Annotated in this window: 24 protein-coding genes and 2 pseudogenes; 11 read left to right on the forward strand and 15 right to left on the reverse strand. The window is 40.4% G+C overall.

Features of this window, described 5'->3' with window-relative positions; all coding sequences use genetic code 11:
* Positions 1-4 precede the first annotated feature (4 nt).
* Entirely contained in the window at positions 5-640 is a 636-nt protein-coding gene (locus QWT69_RS14055; RefSeq protein WP_317966644.1) for an NUDIX hydrolase, read from the forward strand.
* Positions 641-656: 16 nt separating this feature from the next.
* On the forward strand, positions 657-1,922 hold the full coding sequence (locus QWT69_RS14060) for a hypothetical protein (RefSeq protein WP_317966645.1): 1,266 nt from the start codon (positions 657-659) through the stop codon (positions 1,920-1,922).
* 76 nt (positions 1,923-1,998) lie between these two features.
* Here QWT69_RS14060 and QWT69_RS14065 read toward each other — a convergent pair whose 3' ends face one another.
* The 4 genes from QWT69_RS14065 to QWT69_RS14080 form a co-directional block, all read right to left on the reverse strand.
* On the reverse strand, positions 1,999-2,277 hold the full coding sequence (locus QWT69_RS14065) for a hypothetical protein (RefSeq protein ID WP_317966646.1): 279 nt from the start codon (positions 2,275-2,277) through the stop codon (positions 1,999-2,001).
* 102 nt (positions 2,278-2,379) lie between these two features.
* The gene (locus tag QWT69_RS14070) at positions 2,380-2,859 is read right to left on the reverse strand and encodes a hypothetical protein (protein WP_317966648.1); all 480 of its coding nucleotides are present in this window, start codon (positions 2,857-2,859) and stop codon (positions 2,380-2,382) included.
* Between the two features lie 250 nt (positions 2,860-3,109).
* Positions 3,110-3,427 carry a hypothetical protein gene (locus QWT69_RS14075; protein WP_317966650.1) on the reverse strand — a complete coding sequence of 106 codons (318 nt, stop codon included), beginning with the start codon at positions 3,425-3,427 and terminating at the stop codon, positions 3,110-3,112.
* A 73-nt stretch (positions 3,428-3,500) separates the two neighbouring features.
* Entirely contained in the window at positions 3,501-4,229 is a 729-nt protein-coding gene (locus QWT69_RS14080) for a Fic family protein (RefSeq protein WP_317966652.1), read from the reverse strand.
* 543 nt (positions 4,230-4,772) lie between these two features.
* On the opposite strand from QWT69_RS14080, the gene QWT69_RS14085 reads away from it, so the two are divergent.
* Complete coding sequence (locus QWT69_RS14085; RefSeq protein WP_317966654.1) at positions 4,773-6,125, forward strand: IS4 family transposase; 1,353 nt, start codon at positions 4,773-4,775, stop codon at positions 6,123-6,125.
* Positions 6,126-7,403: pseudogene (tnpC, locus tag QWT69_RS14090) on the forward strand (IS66 family transposase); the annotation flags it as partial. It abuts the gene before it with no gap.
* 334 nt (positions 7,404-7,737) lie between these two features.
* On the opposite strand, the gene QWT69_RS14095 reads toward tnpC, so the two are convergent.
* On the reverse strand, positions 7,738-8,205 hold the full coding sequence (locus QWT69_RS14095) for a hypothetical protein (RefSeq protein ID WP_317966656.1): 468 nt from the start codon (positions 8,203-8,205) through the stop codon (positions 7,738-7,740).
* A gap of 10 nt (positions 8,206-8,215) precedes the next feature.
* Positions 8,216-9,016, reverse strand: a complete 801-nt coding sequence (locus QWT69_RS14100) for a hypothetical protein (protein WP_317966658.1) — start codon at positions 9,014-9,016, stop codon at positions 8,216-8,218.
* Positions 9,017-9,244: 228 nt separating this feature from the next.
* On the opposite strand from QWT69_RS14100, the gene QWT69_RS14105 reads away from it, so the two are divergent.
* The 4 genes and pseudogenes from QWT69_RS14105 to QWT69_RS14120 all read left to right on the forward strand — a co-directional run bounded on the left by QWT69_RS14105 (position 9,245) and on the right by QWT69_RS14120 (position 11,678).
* Positions 9,245-9,436 (forward strand): hypothetical protein, encoded by a 192-nt coding sequence (locus QWT69_RS14105; RefSeq protein WP_317966660.1) that lies wholly within the window; start codon positions 9,245-9,247, stop codon positions 9,434-9,436.
* Complete coding sequence (gene tnpB / locus QWT69_RS14110; protein WP_317966662.1) at positions 9,436-9,729, forward strand: IS66 family insertion sequence element accessory protein TnpB; 294 nt, start codon at positions 9,436-9,438, stop codon at positions 9,727-9,729. Before QWT69_RS14105 ends, tnpB begins: the two co-directional genes overlap by 1 nt.
* 121 nt (positions 9,730-9,850) lie before the next feature.
* Positions 9,851-10,159, forward strand: a pseudogene (locus tag QWT69_RS14115) (transposase domain-containing protein); the annotation flags it as partial.
* Between the two features lie 166 nt (positions 10,160-10,325).
* Positions 10,326-11,678, forward strand: a complete 1,353-nt coding sequence (locus QWT69_RS14120) for an IS4 family transposase (protein WP_317966666.1) — start codon at positions 10,326-10,328, stop codon at positions 11,676-11,678.
* A 494-nt stretch (positions 11,679-12,172) separates the two neighbouring features.
* Here QWT69_RS14120 and QWT69_RS14125 read toward each other — a convergent pair whose 3' ends face one another.
* Together QWT69_RS14125 and QWT69_RS14130 are read right to left on the reverse strand one after the other, a co-directional pair.
* The gene (locus QWT69_RS14125) at positions 12,173-12,721 is read right to left on the reverse strand and encodes an aspartyl-tRNA synthetase (RefSeq protein WP_317966668.1); all 549 of its coding nucleotides are present in this window, start codon (positions 12,719-12,721) and stop codon (positions 12,173-12,175) included.
* Positions 12,722-13,598: 877 nt separating this feature from the next.
* On the reverse strand, positions 13,599-13,787 hold the full coding sequence (locus tag QWT69_RS14130; protein ID WP_317966670.1) for a hypothetical protein: 189 nt from the start codon (positions 13,785-13,787) through the stop codon (positions 13,599-13,601).
* Positions 13,788-13,944: 157 nt separating this feature from the next.
* On the opposite strand from QWT69_RS14130, the gene QWT69_RS14135 reads away from it, so the two are divergent.
* Both QWT69_RS14135 and QWT69_RS14140 read left to right on the forward strand, forming a co-directional pair.
* Positions 13,945-14,835 (forward strand): helix-turn-helix transcriptional regulator, encoded by an 891-nt coding sequence (locus tag QWT69_RS14135; RefSeq protein WP_317966672.1) that lies wholly within the window; start codon positions 13,945-13,947, stop codon positions 14,833-14,835.
* Between the two features lie 219 nt (positions 14,836-15,054).
* Complete coding sequence (locus QWT69_RS14140) at positions 15,055-15,999, forward strand: Rpn family recombination-promoting nuclease/putative transposase (protein ID WP_317966674.1); 945 nt, start codon at positions 15,055-15,057, stop codon at positions 15,997-15,999.
* Between the two features lie 78 nt (positions 16,000-16,077).
* Here the strand turns inward: QWT69_RS14140 and QWT69_RS14145 are convergent, their stop codons facing one another.
* The 7 genes from QWT69_RS14145 to QWT69_RS14175 all read right to left on the reverse strand — a co-directional run bounded on the left by QWT69_RS14145 (position 16,078) and on the right by QWT69_RS14175 (position 19,261).
* Positions 16,078-16,530, reverse strand: coding sequence for a MarR family winged helix-turn-helix transcriptional regulator (locus QWT69_RS14145; protein ID WP_317966676.1), 453 nt, complete (start codon positions 16,528-16,530; stop codon positions 16,078-16,080).
* On the reverse strand, positions 16,527-17,003 hold the full coding sequence (locus QWT69_RS14150; RefSeq protein WP_317966678.1) for a glutathione peroxidase: 477 nt from the start codon (positions 17,001-17,003) through the stop codon (positions 16,527-16,529). The genes QWT69_RS14145 and QWT69_RS14150 overlap by 4 nt, the downstream gene beginning before the upstream one ends.
* Positions 17,004-17,017: 14 nt before the next feature.
* On the reverse strand, positions 17,018-17,437 hold the full coding sequence (locus QWT69_RS14155; RefSeq protein ID WP_317966680.1) for an organic hydroperoxide resistance protein: 420 nt from the start codon (positions 17,435-17,437) through the stop codon (positions 17,018-17,020).
* A gap of 161 nt (positions 17,438-17,598) precedes the next feature.
* Positions 17,599-18,003, reverse strand: a complete 405-nt coding sequence (locus QWT69_RS14160; protein WP_317966682.1) for a DUF3139 domain-containing protein — start codon at positions 18,001-18,003, stop codon at positions 17,599-17,601.
* 73 nt (positions 18,004-18,076) lie between these two features.
* Positions 18,077-18,379: a hypothetical protein gene (locus tag QWT69_RS14165; protein ID WP_317966684.1), complete on the reverse strand. Its 303-nt coding sequence runs from the start codon at positions 18,377-18,379 to the stop codon at positions 18,077-18,079.
* A gap of 31 nt (positions 18,380-18,410) precedes the next feature.
* Positions 18,411-18,791: a hypothetical protein gene (locus tag QWT69_RS14170; protein ID WP_317966686.1), complete on the reverse strand. Its 381-nt coding sequence runs from the start codon at positions 18,789-18,791 to the stop codon at positions 18,411-18,413.
* Positions 18,788-19,261 carry a helix-turn-helix transcriptional regulator gene (locus QWT69_RS14175; RefSeq protein WP_317966688.1) on the reverse strand — a complete coding sequence of 158 codons (474 nt, stop codon included), beginning with the start codon at positions 19,259-19,261 and terminating at the stop codon, positions 18,788-18,790. Before QWT69_RS14175 ends, QWT69_RS14170 begins: the two co-directional genes overlap by 4 nt.
* Positions 19,262-19,618: 357 nt before the next feature.
* Between QWT69_RS14175 and QWT69_RS14180 the strand changes: the two genes are divergently transcribed.
* Positions 19,619-20,419 carry an alpha/beta fold hydrolase gene (locus QWT69_RS14180; RefSeq protein ID WP_317966690.1) on the forward strand — a complete coding sequence of 267 codons (801 nt, stop codon included), beginning with the start codon at positions 19,619-19,621 and terminating at the stop codon, positions 20,417-20,419.
* The last annotated feature ends 11 nt before the right edge of the window (positions 20,420-20,430 follow it).

The raw sequence follows: 20,430 nt of genomic DNA on the forward strand, positions 1-20,430 counted from the left end.
GGAAATGAACCCTATTGACGCGTATCTGCATTTTTATAGAAGCAACCCGGACTATTTCATACAAGATCAGGATATTCAGATTATCATCGACAAAGAAACATTGGAACAATTTGCGAAAGAACGGGATTGTCAGCTTGGGCTAATCTATGAAACGAAGTACTTTTGGGTTGTGATCGATTTAATCGAAAATGCTCAGCACCACCGTTATCCCTATATGCGCGTCATACATAAAGAGCCGTCCAACGGAGTTGTCATCATTCCACGTTTAGAGGATAAAGTCGTCTTCTTGCGACAATTCCGTCATGGCACTCGCCAAATAGAACTGGAGTTGCCGCGCGGGTTCGCTGAAGCAGGCTGCACCGTCTATGAAAATGCCGAACAGGAAATTCTGGAGGAGATCGGCGCTTCCGCACAAAACATTGAACTGCTGGGTAGCATGATCAGCGATTCAGCACTGACGTATGGACCGGTCCATCTGCTCCTATGCGACATCTCTTCGATCGGGAAATTGGAGCAGGAGGAAGGCATTAAAGATACGCTCCTGTTAACAAAAGAGGAAATCCTGGAGTACATTCGCGACAATACCATCCGAGACGGTTTTACAATAACAGCGATCATGAAATGGATCTTACAATCGTAAAGGAGGAGGAAGCATCGTGTATTTAGACGCATTAGATCCAGTTCGCACATCCAAATCACAACTTGATGAAGCGACTTGCCAAAGTTTTAGGGTGCAAGGAGAAAGCATACTTCTAAAAACGTTATTAGAAGGGGCTCGTCCCATAGTGACCCAGACGCAAATAATGGATTCATTGGTCATTCACACTATTTTGGAAGATGACGTGATGAAAAACCATTTTCTTCAATTGATTGACCATGGTCATATTCAAATCGCGAGATATCCTAACCTGAAAGCAAAAAATGTGCAAGGGTTACAAGCCTATTTTTTATCGACATTGCAAAAAGGGTTAAAGGATGGCGAAAGTTTTCATAACTATTCCGCCTTTCCTTTTTTAGAGGAATTAAGTCTGGATGAGCGCAGAAAGTTCCAGCAAGATATTATCGATGCCGTTTCAAATCAGCATTTTTCCTTCAAATCGGATTACCTAAAAGCTGAACACATTGAACAGCTGGAAGCGTATTTACGAAATCTACATCAATTCGACTGGACGTTGCGTGGACGTTTTACAGAAATGGGGCCATTCACAAAAGGATTCGATGATTTATTCCTGAAAGGGTATCATACCTTAAAAAGCCATGAACATGAAAACGAGGAAGTTGTTGCATTGTGTCAAGAAATGATGGCGCATCGCACTTTCCAAAATACGCGTTCAATCTATTATCATGCGTTGGACGCGATCAGTCCCCATTACTCCATTGAGTCTAAAAAAATGGTGAAAGGGCTAATCGATATGTGCTATAACGAATCCATCGCATCGACCCTTCCGGATAATAAATACAATATGAGTTTTGAAACAGGCGCCGAAGAGCTCATTCTCTGTCTGGAAGGGAAACAAGAACCGTTACACAAGGAGGGAGTTCTGCTCATCCCTTCAAAAGATAAAGATTATTTCACTTGGGAATCATTGGCCGACCTATTAGTGGAAGTTGAAAACTTGCAGCTTACCAAAAAGATTACGCGCCTAGAAGCATTGGAAGAATACAAACGTCAAAACTCCATCCGGAAACCGGCTTTGAAACTCGCTAAATATGCAGCATTAGGCTTAGCTCCATCTCTCATTCCTCTTGGAACAGGCATTGTAGAAATTGTCACAACCGGCCTTAATTTCATTGCAGGCGACATGATCAGCGAAAAGCTTAAAAAGCCCTCACAAAAAGAAGTAATTCACGAGTTTCAAAAGTACAGGGAGAAACAAAAAGTAGCAGAGAAAGCCATTTCGTTCACATCCGTTTCAAACTAAAAAACAGCAAAACCCCCAATCCAACTTTTCGGACTGGGGGTTTTGCCGCGTTGAGGTACTCTGCACGTATAATCTTTTAGTTCGGATAGCCACTCATGACCTTCTGATCGCGCATTTCATGGATCATATTATAATAAGGATTGTTCGTTGAGACATCTAAAATGAATCTTTGACAGCCACCACCATCATCTTTTTCCATACTTTTTTTGCGGTATTGGGACATTTGCTTATCAAGCAAACGAGCCCGATAACGGAGATATTGGTTGCAACCCGTTGATGTGCGCTGCAGCCGGACGCGTTCTGGAGGGCGGGCGGTGAACCACACCCCTTCGCTTCGCTTCGACGGGTGTTTCACTTGTCCCACTAATCCTCCCAGAGTCGCCGGCTTCCGCTCCGATCAACTAAATATCATACAAAAAAATCGCAACACAATCGCCTTTTATAGCATAAATCGTTTCTAAAAAACTTGTACTAAACGCTTTTCAATTTGAAATTCAAATTCTCTAATGAGTAGGTTAGTTTCTGCATCGAGTAGATTGACTTCAATTATTATAGAGTCCCAACTTTCTAAATGAGTACGCTCCACAGATTTTTGATAACCTCTTACTTCAGAACATTTTTTCAGATGGTATGGTTTTTCGCAAGACAAATTAAAAGTGCTTTCATCAATTTTCCAATCACCGTAATGAATATTTATGTTCCGGTCAAGTTTATTTTGTGCGTCAAAACCAAAAAACATTTCTTTGGTTTCTTCATTATAATAAATCCCCATTACTTTTAAGTAAAATTCATTATCATTTATTAATGGTATTTGGATCCCTGTATTACCATCTGGCTCCCCAACCCATTCATTCCACTGTTCTTTAGACCACATATCCATTTTACTTGTATCATATGTCTTCATTATAAATTCAACAGCAACAATTTCTTTTGTCATTCGTTACACCCCTAAGATATTTAAATAGTGGCTTATACAGCAATCGCACCCATTAATGGAATAGGGTGAAACCGTTGATTTGCGTTCCGGCCGGACGCGTTCCTGGGGGCGTGCGGTGAGCCTCCTCGGTCCGCTACGCTCCCCTGTGGGGTCTCACCTGTCACGCTTATCCCCAAGGAGTCGCCGGCCTCCACTCCAATCAACTAAGAGTGTAGTACTTAGCAATTGCGCCCGATTCCAGAAGAACCCTTTACTCTTTTGGAAGAACTCCTTTTGTGATATTCTTCATTGCTTTATCCGATATAGTTCCAATAATAATAAAGACAAAGAATAATATGACCAGGAAAATAAAAGCTTCTAAAAAGGGACTAGGAAACTTTCCTTCAATCAATTTTTTACCGTAAACTATAAGGGCGGTTGAAGTACCTACCGTGAAAATAAAAGTTACAATCACACCTATAAGTTGAGTTTTACTAAGTTTCTTATACTCTTTCAAATTCTCTCTATTTTTTATAAATGCACGTGTCATTAGTAGCACCAGTAATATAATTAATACATAGTCAACCAAGTTTAGCCTCCTCAAAATGGCCCGATTGAGGCGCAATTATTGTTTGCAAAAAAGCACCTCATAGAGATGCTTTTTAACTGATTGTACTTAGATATAAGTCAAGGGAATCTTCTACTTCACGTTCTACTAACGCTATAAAGTCACTATAATCTTCTGTCGTATGTGCTTTATCGAGTGCTTCGTAATAGGCCAATCGATTTTCCACTTTAATAATGACTGGAGGAAATCCATCTTTCATTACCTCCAAATTAAGCAAAAGTCTTGAAGTACGTCCATTTCCGTCTATAAAAGGATGAATACCAACAAAAATAGCATGCAACATCGCGCCACGCTTAACAGGATGAAGGTGGATTCCTTCATTCCGATACCAGTTCATCATTTGTTCCATTTTTTCTTGGATTAGGTAATGCGCTGGTGGTATATGTTTAGCACCCGAAATAAAGACTTGTTCTTTACGGTAAACACCTGCATACTCGTCATCAATCCCTTTGAGTACTAACCGATGTAAATTTTTTATTTGCCATTCAGAAAGAGATTCTTTCATTTGGACAATTTCTTCAACATAACTAATGGCATCACGATGATTGATAATCTCCAAATGTTCTCTCAGCGTCTTACCACCAATCGTAATCCCTTCGAGAACCACTTTCGTTTCATTCATGGTTAATGTATTGCCTTCAATGGCGTTCGAATTATAGGTCCACTCTAGAAATAGTTTTTCTCGTAAACTTTTCAATGTATATTTAGGTAAAGGACGAGCAGCATCTAATTGTGCCTTCTTTTTATTAATAACTTCAAACAAATGAGTAACCTCCCAACTATACTAGTAGAGTATTTCTATTATTGTAACTCATATTTGAAAAGTTCTATACATAATTGATATACATCTAATTTTTTGACCCCGTTAAACAACATCGTTGTTTAAAGATTAATCAAGAAAAAAGGACCCAATAGGTCCTTTTTTCGCTAATCTGCTTCACCTAGTGTAAGCTTTTAAGTGACGAAAACTTTTCCACAATCGCACTCGATTGTGGAAAAGTGTTAAACCCGTTAATTTGCGTTCCAGACGGACGCTTTCCGGAGGGCGTGGCTTGAGCCGCTTCCTTCGCTTCGCTCCGTCCAGGGTCTCAAGGCACACGCTAATCCTCCCGGAGTCGCCGTCTTCCACTTCAATTAACTAACTCAACTTTCGCACCAATGAATTCTCTGTAAAGCCTTGAACTGCCACCGTTCGAACTACTAGTAATTGTATGCTTGACATTGCATGTAAATAAAGAAAGACACCCTTCGGTTTGGTATAGTGGAGTTACCATACAACACTAACCATAGAAGAGGTGTCTCTCCCATGATAAACCAAAAACCATGTAACTTTCAAATGCCAAACGAAGCAGAAGCTGCATTTAAAGAACTAGAAATTACGAAGCATTTACGAGAAGCCGGTATTTCTAAATTCTTCGGATTTACCTGTTCCTATCTTTTTAGACTCGTATTCTGCCTGATTTTTCAGCAACGGAACTGGTTCTCGCTCCTGCAGTCCAAACGGGCGGGGGATCTGCCCGGCAAAGATACCGTCTACCGTTTCCTCGATCAGTCTACCTTCAATTGGCGTCGGTTCCTTTTGTCGCTCAGCAGTTCGGCGATTCGCAAAGTCGACCGGTTGACAGGACAGGACCGACGAAAAGTCCTGATTGTAGATGATTCCGCATACCGTCGAGATCGAAGTAAGAAAGTGGAACTACTCGCCAGGCTGTATGACCATGCATCGGGTGGCTATTACAAAGGATTTAAGATGCTTACTTTGGGTTGGTCAGATGGCATGACCTTCCTACCTGTCGATTTTACGCTCCAGAGTTCTAAGAAGACGGAAAATGGGATAGCAGAAAAACTGGACAAGCGGACTTCCGGTTATAAACGTCGGAAAGAAGCCATTGAGAAATCAACAGATTTACTCCCCCAAATGGTCCGAAGAGCATTACATGCAGGTATCGAAGCAGAATTCCTGTTGATGGATTCCTGGTTCACCATGCCTGCGCTGATTAAGAATGTTCTAGCCGAAGGAATCGGTGTCATTGGGATGGTCAAAAAGAACAAGACCCGGTACTTTGTGGAAGGGAAACCTGTCGATTTGACTGGACTCTATCAACTGGCACGCCGTCAAGAAGGGCAGTTTGGCATCCTCCGTTCAATCTTGTGCGAGCTTTCCGACGGCATCCAAGTAAAAATGGTCTTTGTACAGAATAAGAATAAGAAAAGCGACTGGTTAGCCATCCTCTCTACAGACTGTACGCTTTCCGAAAAGGAGATTATCAAAATCTATGGTATGCGATGGGACATCGAGGTCTTCTTCAAGACGGCCAAATCACTGCTGAATCTGGCCAAGGAGTTCCAGGTTCGGTCGTATGGCAGTTTGATTGGTCACACAACCATCGTATTCACACGATTTATCGTCCTCTCCTGGCAACACCACAATGAAGCAGATCCCCGGACACTTGGCGGGCTGTTCTACGAACTATGTGATGAAATTGATGACCTCGACTGGGCGTGCGCATTGCAGGAATTGATCGGGTTTCTTAAAGACGCACTAAAGAAGACGGGAAGACAAACCAGAAACTTGATTCAAAAACAAGTCCTGCATTGGATGGAAGGTTTGCCTTGTTATATCAGGGCTTATTTGCCGATTTCACTCTGCGAAAGTTGAGTTAATAAGAAAAAACGAAATGATTCTTTTCATGACGGGATTGGAATAGAAGAAATTCATCATCATCCTGCAAATACGCAATGTGACTGTTGCCAAGGTCAAATGACTGCGGCAGGGATGACCATTGTGCGTGAGGAAGCAAAATTCATTCCCGCTACAATGAAGCGTGTCCAACATATTGAACATGCCTATGAGTGCAGGCTTTGTAAAAAAGATACGAATCAAAAGGCTCAGATAAAACGTGGAAAAGCACCGCAAGGTGCCATTCAACGTAGCATTGCTGGACCTACCGTTCTAGCAAAACTCATCTACGATAAGTTCATCCAATACTTGCCTCTTTATCGCCAAGTAAAGGAGTGGGAACGATATGGCCTGCTTACGAATGATAAGAACTTATCAAATTGGGTCATTCGTGTAGCGGAAGATTGGCTTTTACCTGTTTATGAACTGATGAAGCAGATATTAACTGCGAAATCAATTCTTCATGTGGATGAAACGTATGCGCAAATTATCAATCGGTCAGACGGGAAATCTGGACAATCAAATGCGTACAATTGGGTGTTTCGCAGCGTGCCAAGCCAAGGCCCAATCATTGTCCTTTTCCAAAGTGCTTTATCAAGAGGTCGATCTGTATTGGAAGAATTTACAGCTGGCTTTAAAGGCACAGTGATTTGTGATGGCTATTCTGCATATGGTAATTTACCTAATATCACATTCGCTAACTGCTGGGCGCATGTCCGACGTTATTGGCTAAAAGCCGATAGCAAAAACGGTGAAATTGGCGTTGATTACTGCGATCAACTATATCGCTTAGAACGCGAATTCAAGCACTTTTCACCTAGTAAGCGTCGAAAAGCAAGGCAGAAATATTCAAAACCGATTGTAGAAAAGTTTCTAAAATGGGTAGATGAATCACCTTTCTTTGGGAAGAACGCCTTAGCTACAGCCGCGGACTACACATTAAATCGCGTAAAGGAGTTAAAAGCTTTTCTATTCGATGGTCGGATTGAAATAGATAATAATCCAGCTGAAAATGCGATTCGCCCAAATGTGATTGGGCGTAAGAACTGGCTTTTTTCTGTAAGCGAAGCCGGTGCTAAAGCAAATGCGCTCTGCTTAAGTTTAGCTGAAACAGCAAAAGCTAACGGCATTGATTTTTATCAATATCTAGTTAAGCTAATAACGGAGTTACCCAATTTACCAATTCATCAGCAACCTGTAATTTTAAATGATTATTTGCCTTGGTCGAAAAATATTCAAGCGACATGTGCAAAATAGCCGTGTATCTGAAAAAAGTTCAGGTAAACGGCTATTCTTCGTGCGTACCGAAAGGTACGCTTATTTTTATAGTTCGGGCTTACATTCGTCATTGCAAAACCTCCCAGTATATTGATCTACGGAGATTATCGCATGGAGGAAAAAGGATTACTATGTGGGAGAAGTTTGACGCTTACAAATCAAGAGGCTGGACGTGTGGAGGGAAATTGAGGTTACCTCAGTTAATTGAAATCAAATAAAGGCGCCCACTCAAAAGAGTAGACGCCTTTTTGATTTGTCGGCTATAGTCAGACATTTCCGTTGACACTAACGATTTCCCTTCTAGAAAAAAACCTCAATCAATATCTATTCTTTTTAATAACTCTAGTCGTTCTTCTAAAAGAATGAAGTTTGTATTTTCACGAACACTAACCTCAACAACTAACATAGAATCTAAATACTCTTGCAAAGTCTTTATATACGCTTTAATAAATTCAAGTAAATTAAAATCATATTCCCATTCAACTGTGTTAGTCAATTCATCAAATTTATTTATAGTTATCCCAGGACCTTTCTTTGTTAGAGTATAAATAGATGCATTGCCAAATGGGTTTAGTGTTTGTTTTTCACCTGTTCGATACAGTTCAATTAATAGACCACTAAATTCAATCAAAATGGTACTATGCATACTCGTTGAAAAGATTAAATTCTTTTCACTTCTATCATTCACAAAAAATTGTAAATAACTATCTAAATAGTATTCAATACTATTATTTTTTAATACCGAAACATCTTCCTCAATTTCAAATATTATTTTCATCATATATGCTCCTTTACTTAACTTTTATTACTGAAGTACCAGCCGTTGGATATGATGTTTTTATTATGTTATCCTTCGTTACAACTGTTGTCATACCTGAAATCCCATGCTTTTGGGGATTGTAAGTATACACCTTTGTTCCATCTGCAAGGGTAATCAATTTACCCTTTTCTAAAGACTCCATGACTAAATTCTTAACTTGCGCTTCACCGAGAGCTTTAGGAAATAAGGTGTCCCCCTTCTTTGCAATGGTTCCTGTAATATGTCCCTTTACAATGTGTTCCCATCCCGTTTTACTATTTCCATCCAATAGTATACCTTTACTATTATGTTTTAAAACCTTTCCTAAACCTTCAAAGGCAGTAACCTGTGCACCCTTTCCAGACTTAATTAACAAACTAGCCAATGATCCAGCTTTCACTACTTTGCCAGCAGGGAATAGGGAAACTAGAGCAATTCCTTTATCTGTTACACTAGAATTTGGATTAAAAAGAGTTTTGATATCATCTATTACAAGAAAGTCTAAACCCGCTTTAGCTCCATCTAAAGCAAATTGACCAGCCTGCTTTAGCCATGCTGTAGTAGAACTTGCCCAGCTTTTTGCAGTATCCAACCAAGACGGAGTTGATTTGGAAGCGAGGGCCATCGCCATCTCTTTTGCTTCTTTAGAAATAATTACGGTATCAACCGTTAGTTTTGCTGTTTTAACATCCATATTATCTTTACTTGATAAACTTTTTTGTTTTTCTAAATAATTAGCATCATATACATTGGTTGCTGAGCTCTTCGAATTAGAAATACCAGTGATCGACATATAGTCCATCCATTTTTTTGTAAAGTTTCTATTAAAAACTATAAATACATAATAGAGGAAATAACACTATTTCAATAAGAGCTAAAAGACTCAACTTTCGCATCCAATAAAATAGGGTAATAAGATACCTATACCAAGTTTTACCGTAAGCCCGTAATCAAATAACGCATATAAACAACCTTGCACCTCCGGTACGATAGACATATCGATTCTAGGGGGTGCTTTCTTATGCCGACTAATAAACTAACAATTGTCCCAGTGACACTAAATCCTATCAAGGACGAATCTTCGTCTATCAACTCCCCGCAATTCCTCCCTGGGCCAAGCTGCGTCATTAAAACAGCTGGTGCTGAAATTTCCTTCTTTAATGGCGTAGATGAGAAGATCATCCTAACAATCATGAAGGGGCTGAGGAATTAATGAAGCAAGATTTTACTAGCGTGCAGAATATCTATATCGTTTGCGGCAAGACTGATATGCGAAAAGGTATTGATGGTCTAGCTACACTTATTCAGGACTCCTTTGAAATGGATCCATATAGCGATTCCATCTACTTATTTTCTGGAACGAGCAAAGATCGCTATAAATGTTTGTATTTTGATGGGGATGGCTTCGCCATGCTTTATAAAAGATTGGATAACGGGAAACTGCAATGGCCAAGAGACGAAAATGAGTTCGTAACCTTTCACAGAAGGAACTCCGCTGGCTATTAGAAGGATTGTCACTTCAGCAACCAAAGGCCATTGCTAGATCTGCAAAAGGTGTCTTTTAAATCCATTCACTACTATGATATAATCATTCATAACTTATACTGAACGAAACGTGGTGAATGATTTGGGAAACGCTTCTAATACAACCGAAAAAGTTCTTCGACTTCTTGAAGAACAATTATCGTATATGAAACAACAAAATGGGGATTTATCAAGACAAAATAAAAGTTTACTAAAGCGTATTGAAGCGTTGACTGAACAAGTTCGCCAATTAACAAAGGCCTTATACGGTTCCAAATCGGAAAAGTCGAAGTACCAAGCACCCGATGGTCAAGGCTCTTTATTTGATGAGGATCCGTCTTTTAACGATCCTGAGCACACAGAAGAACAAAGCACGGCAACGATTACTTACACCGTTGTCCGTAAAGTTAATAACTCAACTTTCGCACCAATGAATTCTCTGTAAAGCCTTGAACTGCCACCGTTCGAACTACTAGTAATTGTATGCTTGACATTGCATGTAAATAAAGAAAGACACCCTTCGGTTTGGTATAGTGGAGTTACCATACAACACTAACCATAGAAGAGGTGTCTCTCCCATGATAAACCAAAAACCATGTAACTTTCAAATGCCAAACGAAGCAGAAGCTGCATTTAAAGAACTAGAAATTACGAAGCATTTACGAGAAGCCGGTATTTCTAAATCCTTCGGATTTACCTGTTCCTATCTTTTTAGACTCGTATTCTGCCTGATTTTTCAGCAACGGAACTGGTTCTCGCTCCTGCAGTCCAAACGGGCGGGGGATCTGCCCGGCAAAGATACCGTCTACCGTTTCCTCGATCAGTCTACCTTCAATTGGCGTCGGTTCCTTTTGTCGCTCAGCAGTTCGGCGATTCGCAAAGTCGACCGGTTGACAGGACAGGACCGACGAAAAGTCCTGATTGTAGATGATTCCGCATACCGTCGAGATCGAAGTAAGAAAGTGGAACTACTCGCCAGGCTGTATGACCATGCATCGGGTGGCTATTACAAAGGATTTAAGATGCTTACTTTGGGTTGGTCAGATGGCATGACCTTCCTACCTGTCGATTTTACGCTTCAGAGTTCTAAGAAGACGGAAAATGGGATAGCAGAAAAACTGGACAAGCGGACTTCCGGTTATAAACGTCGGAAAGAAGCCATTGAGAAATCAACAGATTTACTCCCCCAAATGGTCCGAAGAGCATTACATGCAGGTATCGAAGCAGAATTCCTGTTGATGGATTCCTGGTTCACCATGCCTGCGCTGATTAAGAATGTTCTAGCCGAAGGAATCGGTGTCATTGGGATGGTCAAAAAGAACAAGACCCGGTACTTTGTGGAAGGGAAACCTGTCGATTTGACTGGACTCTATCAACTGGCACGCCGTCAAGAAGGGCAGTTTGGCATCCTCCGTTCAATCTTGTGCGAGCTTTCCGACGGCATCCAAGTAAAAATGGTCTTTGTACAGAATAAGAATAAGAAAAGCGACTGGTTAGCCATCCTCTCTACAGACTGTACGCTTTCCGAAAAGGAGATTATCAAAATCTATGGTATGCGATGGGACATCGAGGTCTTCTTCAAGACGGCCAAATCACTGCTGAATCTGGCCAAGGAGTTCCAGGTTCGGTCGTATGGCAGTTTGATTGGTCACACAACCATCGTATTCACACGATTTATCGTCCTCTCCTGGCAACACCGCAATGAAGCAGATCCCCGGACACTTGGCGGGCTGTTCTACGAACTATGTGATGAAATTGATTACCTCGACTGGGCGTGCGCATTGCAGGAATTGATCGGGTTTCTTAAAGACGCACTAAAGAAGACGGGAAGACAAACCAGAAACTTGATTCAAAAACAAGTCCTGCATTGGATGGAAGGTTTGCCTTGTTATATCAGGGCTTATTTGCCGATTTCACTCTGCGAAAGTTGAGTAACTAAGTGTCTGCTTCTCTAAATCTAAACAGAAAACAGCACTTCCTAATGCGGTATATGCACCCGTTAATGAAATTAAATAAATCATTAGTAAGATATTTTTTTACGTTGGTATCTTATAAATTCTAGAGTGAAGAAATTTAATAGTGTTAGCACTGGAATAAAAAACGCAAATACTAGTATTCCCAAACTACTAAAGACGCCATCTGTTTGTTTATGAAATGCTTGAACATCTAATTTATAAAAAAGTACGGTCGCTATTAGTAAAATTACAGCATTTACAACCAATGCTGTTAGAACACTCAGCCATTTATTACTTTTTAGTTTAAAAACCCATTTGCAAGTTATGGTGGAGACTAGCAGAGAAACAAGCACTGTAAATAACACTATTGTATTCAAAAAATACCCTCCCCTAACTTAATAATCTGGCCCGATTGAGGCACTAACCTTTTGGCGGTATAGCCCCGATTCTTGCATAATTGCCTATATGCCTTAAAAATTTGCCGGATCTAATTCTTCACCTGTATCCTTATCCAATAATTTAATCTCACTTTCAGTAATTGATTCATCACCTTCAAAATACCAGACAAATAATTCTTCTAACCGATATTTTTCTATATTTTTTTGACCCACTGTCGCCAGATTGAGCATTTTAGCCTGTTCTTCGTTGACCTGGACAATTCGGTCATCCCCGTTCTTAATCAAACCATAAAGTAAACTCCCACCGTGCCCTTTTGTCCCATTAAGATGATCACTATCATAATTTCTTTCATTATCAATCGCACTCCAAGTCAACATACCTGCTTTCCAACCAAAAAGTCCTTTTCGAACATAAACAGCTCCTAAACTATCCTCGTCCTTTATAAAAAAGAAGAGGGCTTTGTCATTCATCTGATATGCGGGTATTAATAACAATTCATTATCAATTGCAAAAAGTGCTTTTTGGGGTTCTGAATATGTATCAGATTTCTCTACCATCACCCATACAACAGCCAAGATAATTGCTACCAGTGCTACCGTCGTTACTCTCCACTTTTTCACTATTCCACCTCCTCTAGAACATTGAATATCACAATTTCGACCTTTTACGGAAGAGGGCACAATCCTTATTTCATAATCGCCCCCGATAACTGAACAAACTCATAGTCAATTAAAAAATAATGGTATAGCAGGTGGTATCCCTGCTTCGGGGAGAAGAAATACAAAAATAGTAAATAGAATTAATAGAGTTGAGAATAATACCGTAAAATAAGGAGCGACACGGGTTCTTTCTCCAATAATTGATAAAATTGATAGAATAAATGCCCCCACTGAAAGGAATACACATAATAAAAATGCGTACCACTGATTATAGTTCGCTACTCTGTCTAAACCAGTTGATAAAAAAAAGACAATATATACTAATACAAACACGATACCTATAACTGAAAACAATCGTGCATTTCTTTTAATCAAACATAACACCTCACTTTTACCCAATCCATTCATCAACTTGGCACATTTGTTAAAAAAGCCGCCTTCTAATATCTCTATTTTAGCACAATGTCATTTATTCTCTTCAATGTTTTCAGTTATTTTAAAAATTATTCCAACCTCCAAATAACAAGCTTATTAGCAGTACAATTAGCAGAGGCACATAAATTTATGTGCTGTTGTTAAATGGTTTAGCAATTGTATTGCTATTTCCCATCGTTAATTGTCTCAAACATTGATATAACAATAAAAATGAGGACACCAATTCATATGCGAATTGCGCCCCCATTTGCTATGTTTTTTAACGTTTTCTCCCTATCAACGAACCCGTTAATCGACATGGATGGTTTATTCATTTATTTCTATAAACTCGTACCTCATTAACTGATTTCCTTGTTAAACAAACACTATTACTCTGGCTACCGTAATCGAGCGCGCAACCCAATTACTTCTCCATCTCTTCACGTTTCGTCAGTCCGATACAGGCAATAAAAACTAGTAGAAACAAAATGATCTTCTTCCATTCAAATACTACGGGTATGTTTTTTGTGACAACCAGCTCAATCAAACTGTGCACACCTACAACTAATAGAGCCATCATCGCGCTACCTATGACAATACTTCCATTTTTCAACTAGTATCCACCCCTTTTTCTCTTTTCCATTATGTTAGCAACGATAGAATCCATTGTTTTGATAATAATTGCGGTGTACCGATTCAAGTTCGCATCTTTTATCAAAAAGCGTCTTGCGGCTTGCGCTATACTAGTTTGCAGAGGAGGGCGGAATGCCATGAATGATGATTGGGTAATCCAACGGGTCGTTGAGTGGATTGAAGAGAACTTGCAGAGAGATATTCAGCTTTCGGATGTAGCGGAATTTGCGGGTTATTCAAAATACCATTTCCATCGAATATTTCAATCTGCTTTGACTATGAGCGTAGACCAATACATTCGTTCGAGGCGACTTGCCACTGCGGCAGTATTATTAATTCACTCGGATACACGAATTATGGATATTGCGATTCATGCTTTCTTCAACTCCCAAGAAGCGTTCAGTCGCGCTTTTAAGAAGTCCTATCGACTTGCACCTGGTGAATATCGCAAAACGATGAGAAGTATTATTCATAAACAAGAGGAGGAAGTTATGTTGCAAGAAATCAAGGGTTGGTTTTTAAGCGGAAGTCATCCGCACTTGTACAAGATGGGCATCGATCGGCAAATCGTCCATACAGGCAATACATCAGGATTCCTTCACTCTCAATTTGTCACTGAAACTGATGAGTTTGCGACGATGATGCAGCAGTTTAAGGCGGATAAATTCTTAGGCAAGCGTGTAAAGCTGTCATGTTTCATTAAATGTGAAGATGTCGATCAATTTGTCGGTGCATGGATGCGCGTTGATGATCAGTTAGGTGATACGTTGCAGTTTGATAATATGAGCAACCGGCCAATTAGCGGAACAGTAGACTGGAATTACTATTCAATCGTGCTTGACGTTACTGAACGTAGTAAAACAATTTCCTTTGGCGTGCTTTTACAAGGGCGCGGTAAGTTATGGGTAAATCATTTCCAATTTGAAGAAGTCCCTGATACAGTTCCGACAACCAACTTGGAAGTGATGCCTGAGTTATTGGACGAACCCGTAAATTTGTCTTTCGATGAGATAGGTTTGTTGGAATAGAGCAGGTTTACTTGCAGGGAGCTTCGCATGATGATGTGAAGTTGGTTCGGGAGGATTGACGGTCTAAATTGAAAAGCAGAGTCCTCGTCAACAGGACTCCGCTTTTTTTGTGTATAGTTCTTCATTTTCATGTAATGAAGCTATTAATAATTGAACACACGTTCGTAATATGATATTATTAATCTAATTAATCTAATTAATCTAATAATTAATGGAGGTGTGTTAACTAGCATGGTAGCCGCACTTGTGATGGAACGACCTGTCGTTTACCAAGTTGATCAAGATGGATTGTGGATGAAAGTGATTCGGGATTTGTTTGAGGATTTCCTATTGTTTTTCGCGCCGGAACTGCATGCGCATGTAGACTTTTCAAAGTCGCCGGACTTTCTGCAACAGGAACTTTTTCAAGAAGTAGCCGACGAGAAAAAAGGACGCCGGATGGCCGATCAGATTGTGAAAGTGAAATTAACAGATGGTGCGGAACAATGGATTTTGGTTCATATTGAAGTCCAAAGTGAGAATGAGGAAGATTTCGCTGCACGGATGTTCAAATACTTCTATCGAATTTATGACACGCACGAACAAAAGATTGTCGCTTTTGCCATTATGACATCCCTACATAAGAACACAACGTCGCAGGATTTTCGTTACGATTATTTTGGCACGACTCTTCATTATGCGTATACTATAAGTAAGATCATTACTTACGATAAAGATGAATTGCGTCGCTCTGAAAAGCTGTTCAGTAAAATTGTGCTCGCGGCTAAACTGCTACACGAGACGAAAGATGAAGCTAAGCGGCGATATGTATTCAAGCGCCGACTCATGCGTTCCATTGTACGTAACCCGGAATATTCCAGAACATCCGTCCAAGCCGTTTTCCATTTCATCGATTATTTGCTGCGACTGCCTATAGACTTAGAGAAAAAGTTAGCCAACACGATGTATTCTGTACTCGGAAAGGAGAAGGAGCTTATGCAACTGTATGATAAGGATAATGCTTCCCCTACGATTGTTAGTGCGTTTGAGCGGGAGCGGATAGAAGGTAAAAAAGAAGAGCGTAGAAAGATTGCCCTTAACTTACTGAAAAATGAATTGCCGATTGAAATGATTATGAATGTCACGGAACTATCGCTCGAAGAAATTCAAGAGTTGCAGAATTAACTACAAGTTCGGACAGCACTATCACAAATAAGCAGCGACCTATTTAGGTCGCTGCTTATTTGACGTTGATTTGTCTATTCACACGCCTGAAGCATTTGCCCGCTCTACCAGTTTCCCGCGAAGCCCGTGCAATCTCTCCATTAGCTCATCATATTCCGCCAAACTGATTTGACATAGCTGAATCTCTTCGGCAATGCGTTGTGTGATGTTGTGTTGTTGTTGATAGGCTTTCTCTTGAAGCGTCACAAATACTTTTCGTTCGTCTTCCGTTGAACGTTCTTTACGCAGCCAGCCATTTTCTTGCATGCGGGAAATCATCGGTGTGAGTGTGCCTGTGCCAAGACTGAGTTGCTCCCCCAGTTCTTTCATCGTTACGCCGTCACGTTCCCATAATGCGAGTAGTACCAAGTATTGTGGATAGGTCAGACCGAATGGTTTTAAAACACTTGTGTAAAGCTTCGTGAATTCGCCTGCCGTTTCGTAAACAGCGAAGCAGAGCTGTTTATCGAGCGTCAGAAAGTCTTTCATCATAACAGCTTTTTCACATCTTCTGCTAGTTTTTCAGGAGCCGTCTGAGGTGCATAGCGCTCTACAACTTTTCCATTGCGATCGACAAGAAACTTCGTGAAGTTCCACTTAACCTTCTTTGATAGCATCCCTTTTTGCTCGGACGTCAGATGGTCGAATAACGGATCTGCCGCATCGCCATTGACGTCGACTTTCGCCATCATCGGGAATGTGACGCCGTAATTCATTTGGCAAAATTCAGTTGTTTCATCAATATTATCGAATTCCTGGTTATTGAACTGGTCGCATGGAAAACCAAGAACGACAAGTCCGTCCTCTTTGTATTCGTCATATAACGATTGCAGTCCACCAAACTGTGGCGCGAAACCGCATTTGCTTGCTGTGTTAACAATGACGAGCGGCTTCCCTTCGTACTCTTTCAACGACAGTATTTCGCCGTTCGGTTTTTTCACTTCAAAATCATAGACAGATGTCATTTGAATGCCTCCTTTTATTTCGCTGTAATTTCTACATCGACATTGCCGTTTATCGCCTTCGAGTATGGGCAGTAGCTATGCGCTTTGTGCACATATTCTTCTGCGACTTCTTGATCGACACCTTCAATGGTTACTTGAAGTTTAACGCCGATTTTCACACCACCATCTTCTTTATCTGGATAAAGAGCCACCGTTGCAATTACTTCACTACTTGTATATGCTACTTTACCTTTGTCTAATTGAATTTCCAATGCACTGTTAAAACATGCGCTATACCCTGCCGCAAATAATTGCTCCGGGTTCGATGCCGTCGTCACTTGACCGCCGAGTGCTGCAGGTTTTGCCACGTCCAAGTTGAAGATATTGTCCGGTGAATAAACTGATCCATCGCGTCCGCCTGTGTTAATGATCGTCGTTTCATAAAGTGGTTTCATGTAAAATCTCCTCTTTTCCGGTTTAGTATATCGTGTACGATTTAATTGTAAGCGATGCGTTTATGATTTACAATTTATCTGCTTTCGCAAAAATAGATACTTGTGCGAAACATACCCAAATCAGCACATAGACATTCCCAAAAACGTAGCTTTATTTGTCATTACTGATAACTGGCGCATTCCTTCTCGCTATGTCTCAGATCATCCGTAACAGTATCCGTCACACCCGCAAATGAGCGTTGATCTTTCTCGCAAAACTGTTGAACGGCATTCCCTAATTTTGTGACGCCATAGTAGTACGTCACTGTTGGTTCATCTTCAAACACTACCTTGTAATGACCATGGAAGAATTTTCGGTTGATCGTATGTTTTGGTTCAATATAAGTAGATTCCTTTAGATCATTAGTTGTATACCCGTTCTCCTCTAAATGAAGCGGTACCTTTTTATCCGCTATATAATGAGTGATCGGATTCCCATTGTTCAAAACGTATACAAAGCTTATCGGAACGAGGACAAGGATCAGCAAGATTGTACATATGATTAGGATTTTCTTTTTATGTTTCACCGATTTACTCCCCTTTCTATATAATATAGTGCTTCCGATAAGAATGACTGTTGCGTTAACAAGGTTTATTCACTCATCCCATCCACATTGCCCACACAAAGAAGGACCACATCGAAACCGGTATTCCTAGTACAACCGAACCCAAAACCGCTATAGTCTTACTTGTTTCCGCTTCTCTATTGAAGATGAAGAATAAGAGAGGAATACTGATAAACAAACCAATACTACAGAACGTTATGACTGTAATAGCTGCCCCTAAATCAATTGCGGGAAATTGTTCATGAACATAGTAAGCTAGGTCTTGTGCATAGATGCCTAATAATGTTGCACCAATAAGACCGAGGATTGCACATGCACTTCCAACAATACTTTTCATATCCATAACCACCTCTTTAGAATGTAGTCGTTCATCGGTTCATCACATCATCCTTTTTATATCCGACTCGTTTGGTAAGCAGGAACACAATCAGTTGCAATAAAACACCTAGAACCGTGACGAGCATTACTAATTGTGATGGCTCAAGCGGCTTGAAATAGTAACCCCAGTCTTCCATTTCATCCATTCGCTTCACCCAGAAGTAAGAACTTAGGAATGATAGAATATTGGCCGTTATGAGCACCATCAATGAGGACTTTCTTTTGGCCAAGAAGGCGAAAAAAACTATGATGACTAGCGTTATTCCATAAACGATCATCGAGTAGTTTTTATAATCGTCATACATCGATAAAAAGACAAAGGGGACACAATAAACGATTAACAGCATAATTGCGTAGTTGTTTACTTTCATAACTCATTCTCCTCATGCGCAGTGCCTTGTAAATACACCCACTCTTTCATGACGTCTTCTTCATCAAATGTACTGAAAATGCGTCTGTCCGCTTCATTTAAAATCCGGTAATGCTTGCTGACGACGTTTTGTTGTAATTTAAAATGACCTTCTTTCTGTAAGTCCCGCCACCATATCCGTCCGCCCATTGTCGGGGCTCCGGTTGGTTTGATATGGTCATTTAAAATAAGCGTTATCATTTCAAGTGGTTCATTGCCAAGTACTGCTTGCAATGTATCGCTGTCACGAAAAACAGCACACGCTGCTAATACGACTGTCCAACTTGCCTGTATGCGATCTTTTTCGATTTGAACTAATGTCTTTTTAGAAATGCCTAACACATCAGCCATTTTATCTTGTGAATAGCCCTGCTCAGCTCGAATCATCTTTAGTTGTTTGGAAACCATTTGAATGAGTAGTTCTCGATTCATAACAATACACCCTTTCACCTTTAGTGTAGTATTACACCATTGGTGATTATTTGCAACAAAAACTTTCAACAAAATCTCATTCTTTGGGGTTACTAGATTACTAAATGAAAGGTGTGTCCTGTTGTCAACAGGTATAAATGGAAATCTCAAGGGTTTATATATCACTTCAAGTAACCATTTCAGTTATGCAAGTTCATACTGACAAATAGATTTCCAAAACAATCATTCTCACCATTCTCATCGAATGCTTAGTCGTTTTTTGTCGAAATCTCTTATTTATTTATCATAATTGCTAGTCAATAGGTTGTGTTGCCCTTCTGTCATTGGTAAAATTAATGCAAAGGAAGGATGATCGATATGACTGTAGATATACTGAAGAGGAATCACGTACACGTAAGCGGATCGGGTAATCAGACGATTGTTTTCGCACATGGATTTGGATGCGACCAGACGGTTTGGAAAGCACTCGTACCCGCATTCGAAACGGATTATCAGGTTGTCGTGTTCGATTATGTCGGTGCAGGCAGAAGTGATAAGTCGGCCTATTCCAAAGAACGCTACGGCTCTTTGCACGGCTATGCGCAAGACGTAGTGGAGATTTGCGATGCGCTCAATCTGAAGGATATTCTTTATGTCGGCCACTCTGTCAGTGGAATGATCGGTGCACTCGCTTCCATTCAACGACCTGATTTGATGAAAAAGTTAGTCATGATTGGCCCTTCTCCTCACTATTTGAACGAACCTGGTTACAATGGTGGTTTTGAAGACAGTGACATTCAAGAACTGTTGGATATGATGGAGACGAACTACAAAGAGTGGTCAAAATATTTAGCGCCACTGGCCATGAATACGAGCGAAAACCCTGAAATGGTGGAGAATTTCGAAGCGTTATTGTATTCCAATGACCCTGAAATTGCCCGCCAGTTCGCAGAAGCTACATTCTATTCGGACCACCGGGCAGATGCGCCGCATGTGCTCGTGGAAACGCTTATTTTACAAACAACTGCGGATGCCATCGTACCGCTTGAAGTCGCTGAATTTCTGCGGGATACGATGCCGAACAGCGAACTCGTTGTGATGAAAAAAGGAAAAGGCCATAATCCGCATATAAGCGAACCAGAAGAAACAGCAGAAGAAATTAAGCGATTCATTAGCTAGACAGGAGCGGG

Origin of the sequence: Sporosarcina oncorhynchi, from assembly GCF_033304615.1 — a bacterium.
Taxonomy (GTDB): domain Bacteria; phylum Bacillota; class Bacilli; order Bacillales_A; family Planococcaceae; genus Sporosarcina; species Sporosarcina oncorhynchi.

Excerpts from the sequence above, each read along its gene's own strand:
- QWT69_RS14120 (WP_317966666.1), top strand. The coding sequence starts at position 10,326 with ATGATAAACCAAAAACCATGTAACTTTCAAATGCCAAACGAAGCAGAA.
- QWT69_RS14085 (WP_317966654.1), top strand. The coding sequence starts at position 4,773 with ATGATAAACCAAAAACCATGTAACTTTCAAATGCCAAACGAAGCAGAA.
- QWT69_RS14135 (WP_317966672.1), top strand. The coding sequence starts at position 13,945 with ATGAATGATGATTGGGTAATCCAACGGGTCGTTGAGTGGATTGAAGAG.
- QWT69_RS14100 (WP_317966658.1), bottom strand. The coding sequence starts at position 9,016 with ATGTCGATCACTGGTATTTCTAATTCGAAGAGCTCAGCAACCAATGTA.
- QWT69_RS14165 (WP_317966684.1), bottom strand. The coding sequence starts at position 18,379 with ATGAAAAGTATTGTTGGAAGTGCATGTGCAATCCTCGGTCTTATTGGT.
- QWT69_RS14150 (WP_317966678.1), bottom strand. The coding sequence starts at position 17,003 with ATGACATCTGTCTATGATTTTGAAGTGAAAAAACCGAACGGCGAAATA.
- QWT69_RS14180 (WP_317966690.1), top strand. The coding sequence starts at position 19,619 with ATGACTGTAGATATACTGAAGAGGAATCACGTACACGTAAGCGGATCG.
- QWT69_RS14175 (WP_317966688.1), bottom strand. The coding sequence starts at position 19,261 with ATGAATCGAGAACTACTCATTCAAATGGTTTCCAAACAACTAAAGATG.
- QWT69_RS14105 (WP_317966660.1), top strand. The coding sequence starts at position 9,245 with ATGCCGACTAATAAACTAACAATTGTCCCAGTGACACTAAATCCTATC.
- QWT69_RS14095 (WP_317966656.1), bottom strand. The coding sequence starts at position 8,205 with ATGATGAAAATAATATTTGAAATTGAGGAAGATGTTTCGGTATTAAAA.
- tnpB (WP_317966662.1), top strand. The coding sequence starts at position 9,436 with ATGAAGCAAGATTTTACTAGCGTGCAGAATATCTATATCGTTTGCGGC.
- QWT69_RS14145 (WP_317966676.1), bottom strand. The coding sequence starts at position 16,530 with ATGATGAAAGACTTTCTGACGCTCGATAAACAGCTCTGCTTCGCTGTT.
- QWT69_RS14170 (WP_317966686.1), bottom strand. The coding sequence starts at position 18,791 with ATGAAAGTAAACAACTACGCAATTATGCTGTTAATCGTTTATTGTGTC.
- QWT69_RS14155 (WP_317966680.1), bottom strand. The coding sequence starts at position 17,437 with ATGAAACCACTTTATGAAACGACGATCATTAACACAGGCGGACGCGAT.
- QWT69_RS14055 (WP_317966644.1), top strand. The coding sequence starts at position 5 with ATGAACCCTATTGACGCGTATCTGCATTTTTATAGAAGCAACCCGGAC.
- QWT69_RS14070 (WP_317966648.1), bottom strand. The coding sequence starts at position 2,859 with ATGACAAAAGAAATTGTTGCTGTTGAATTTATAATGAAGACATATGAT.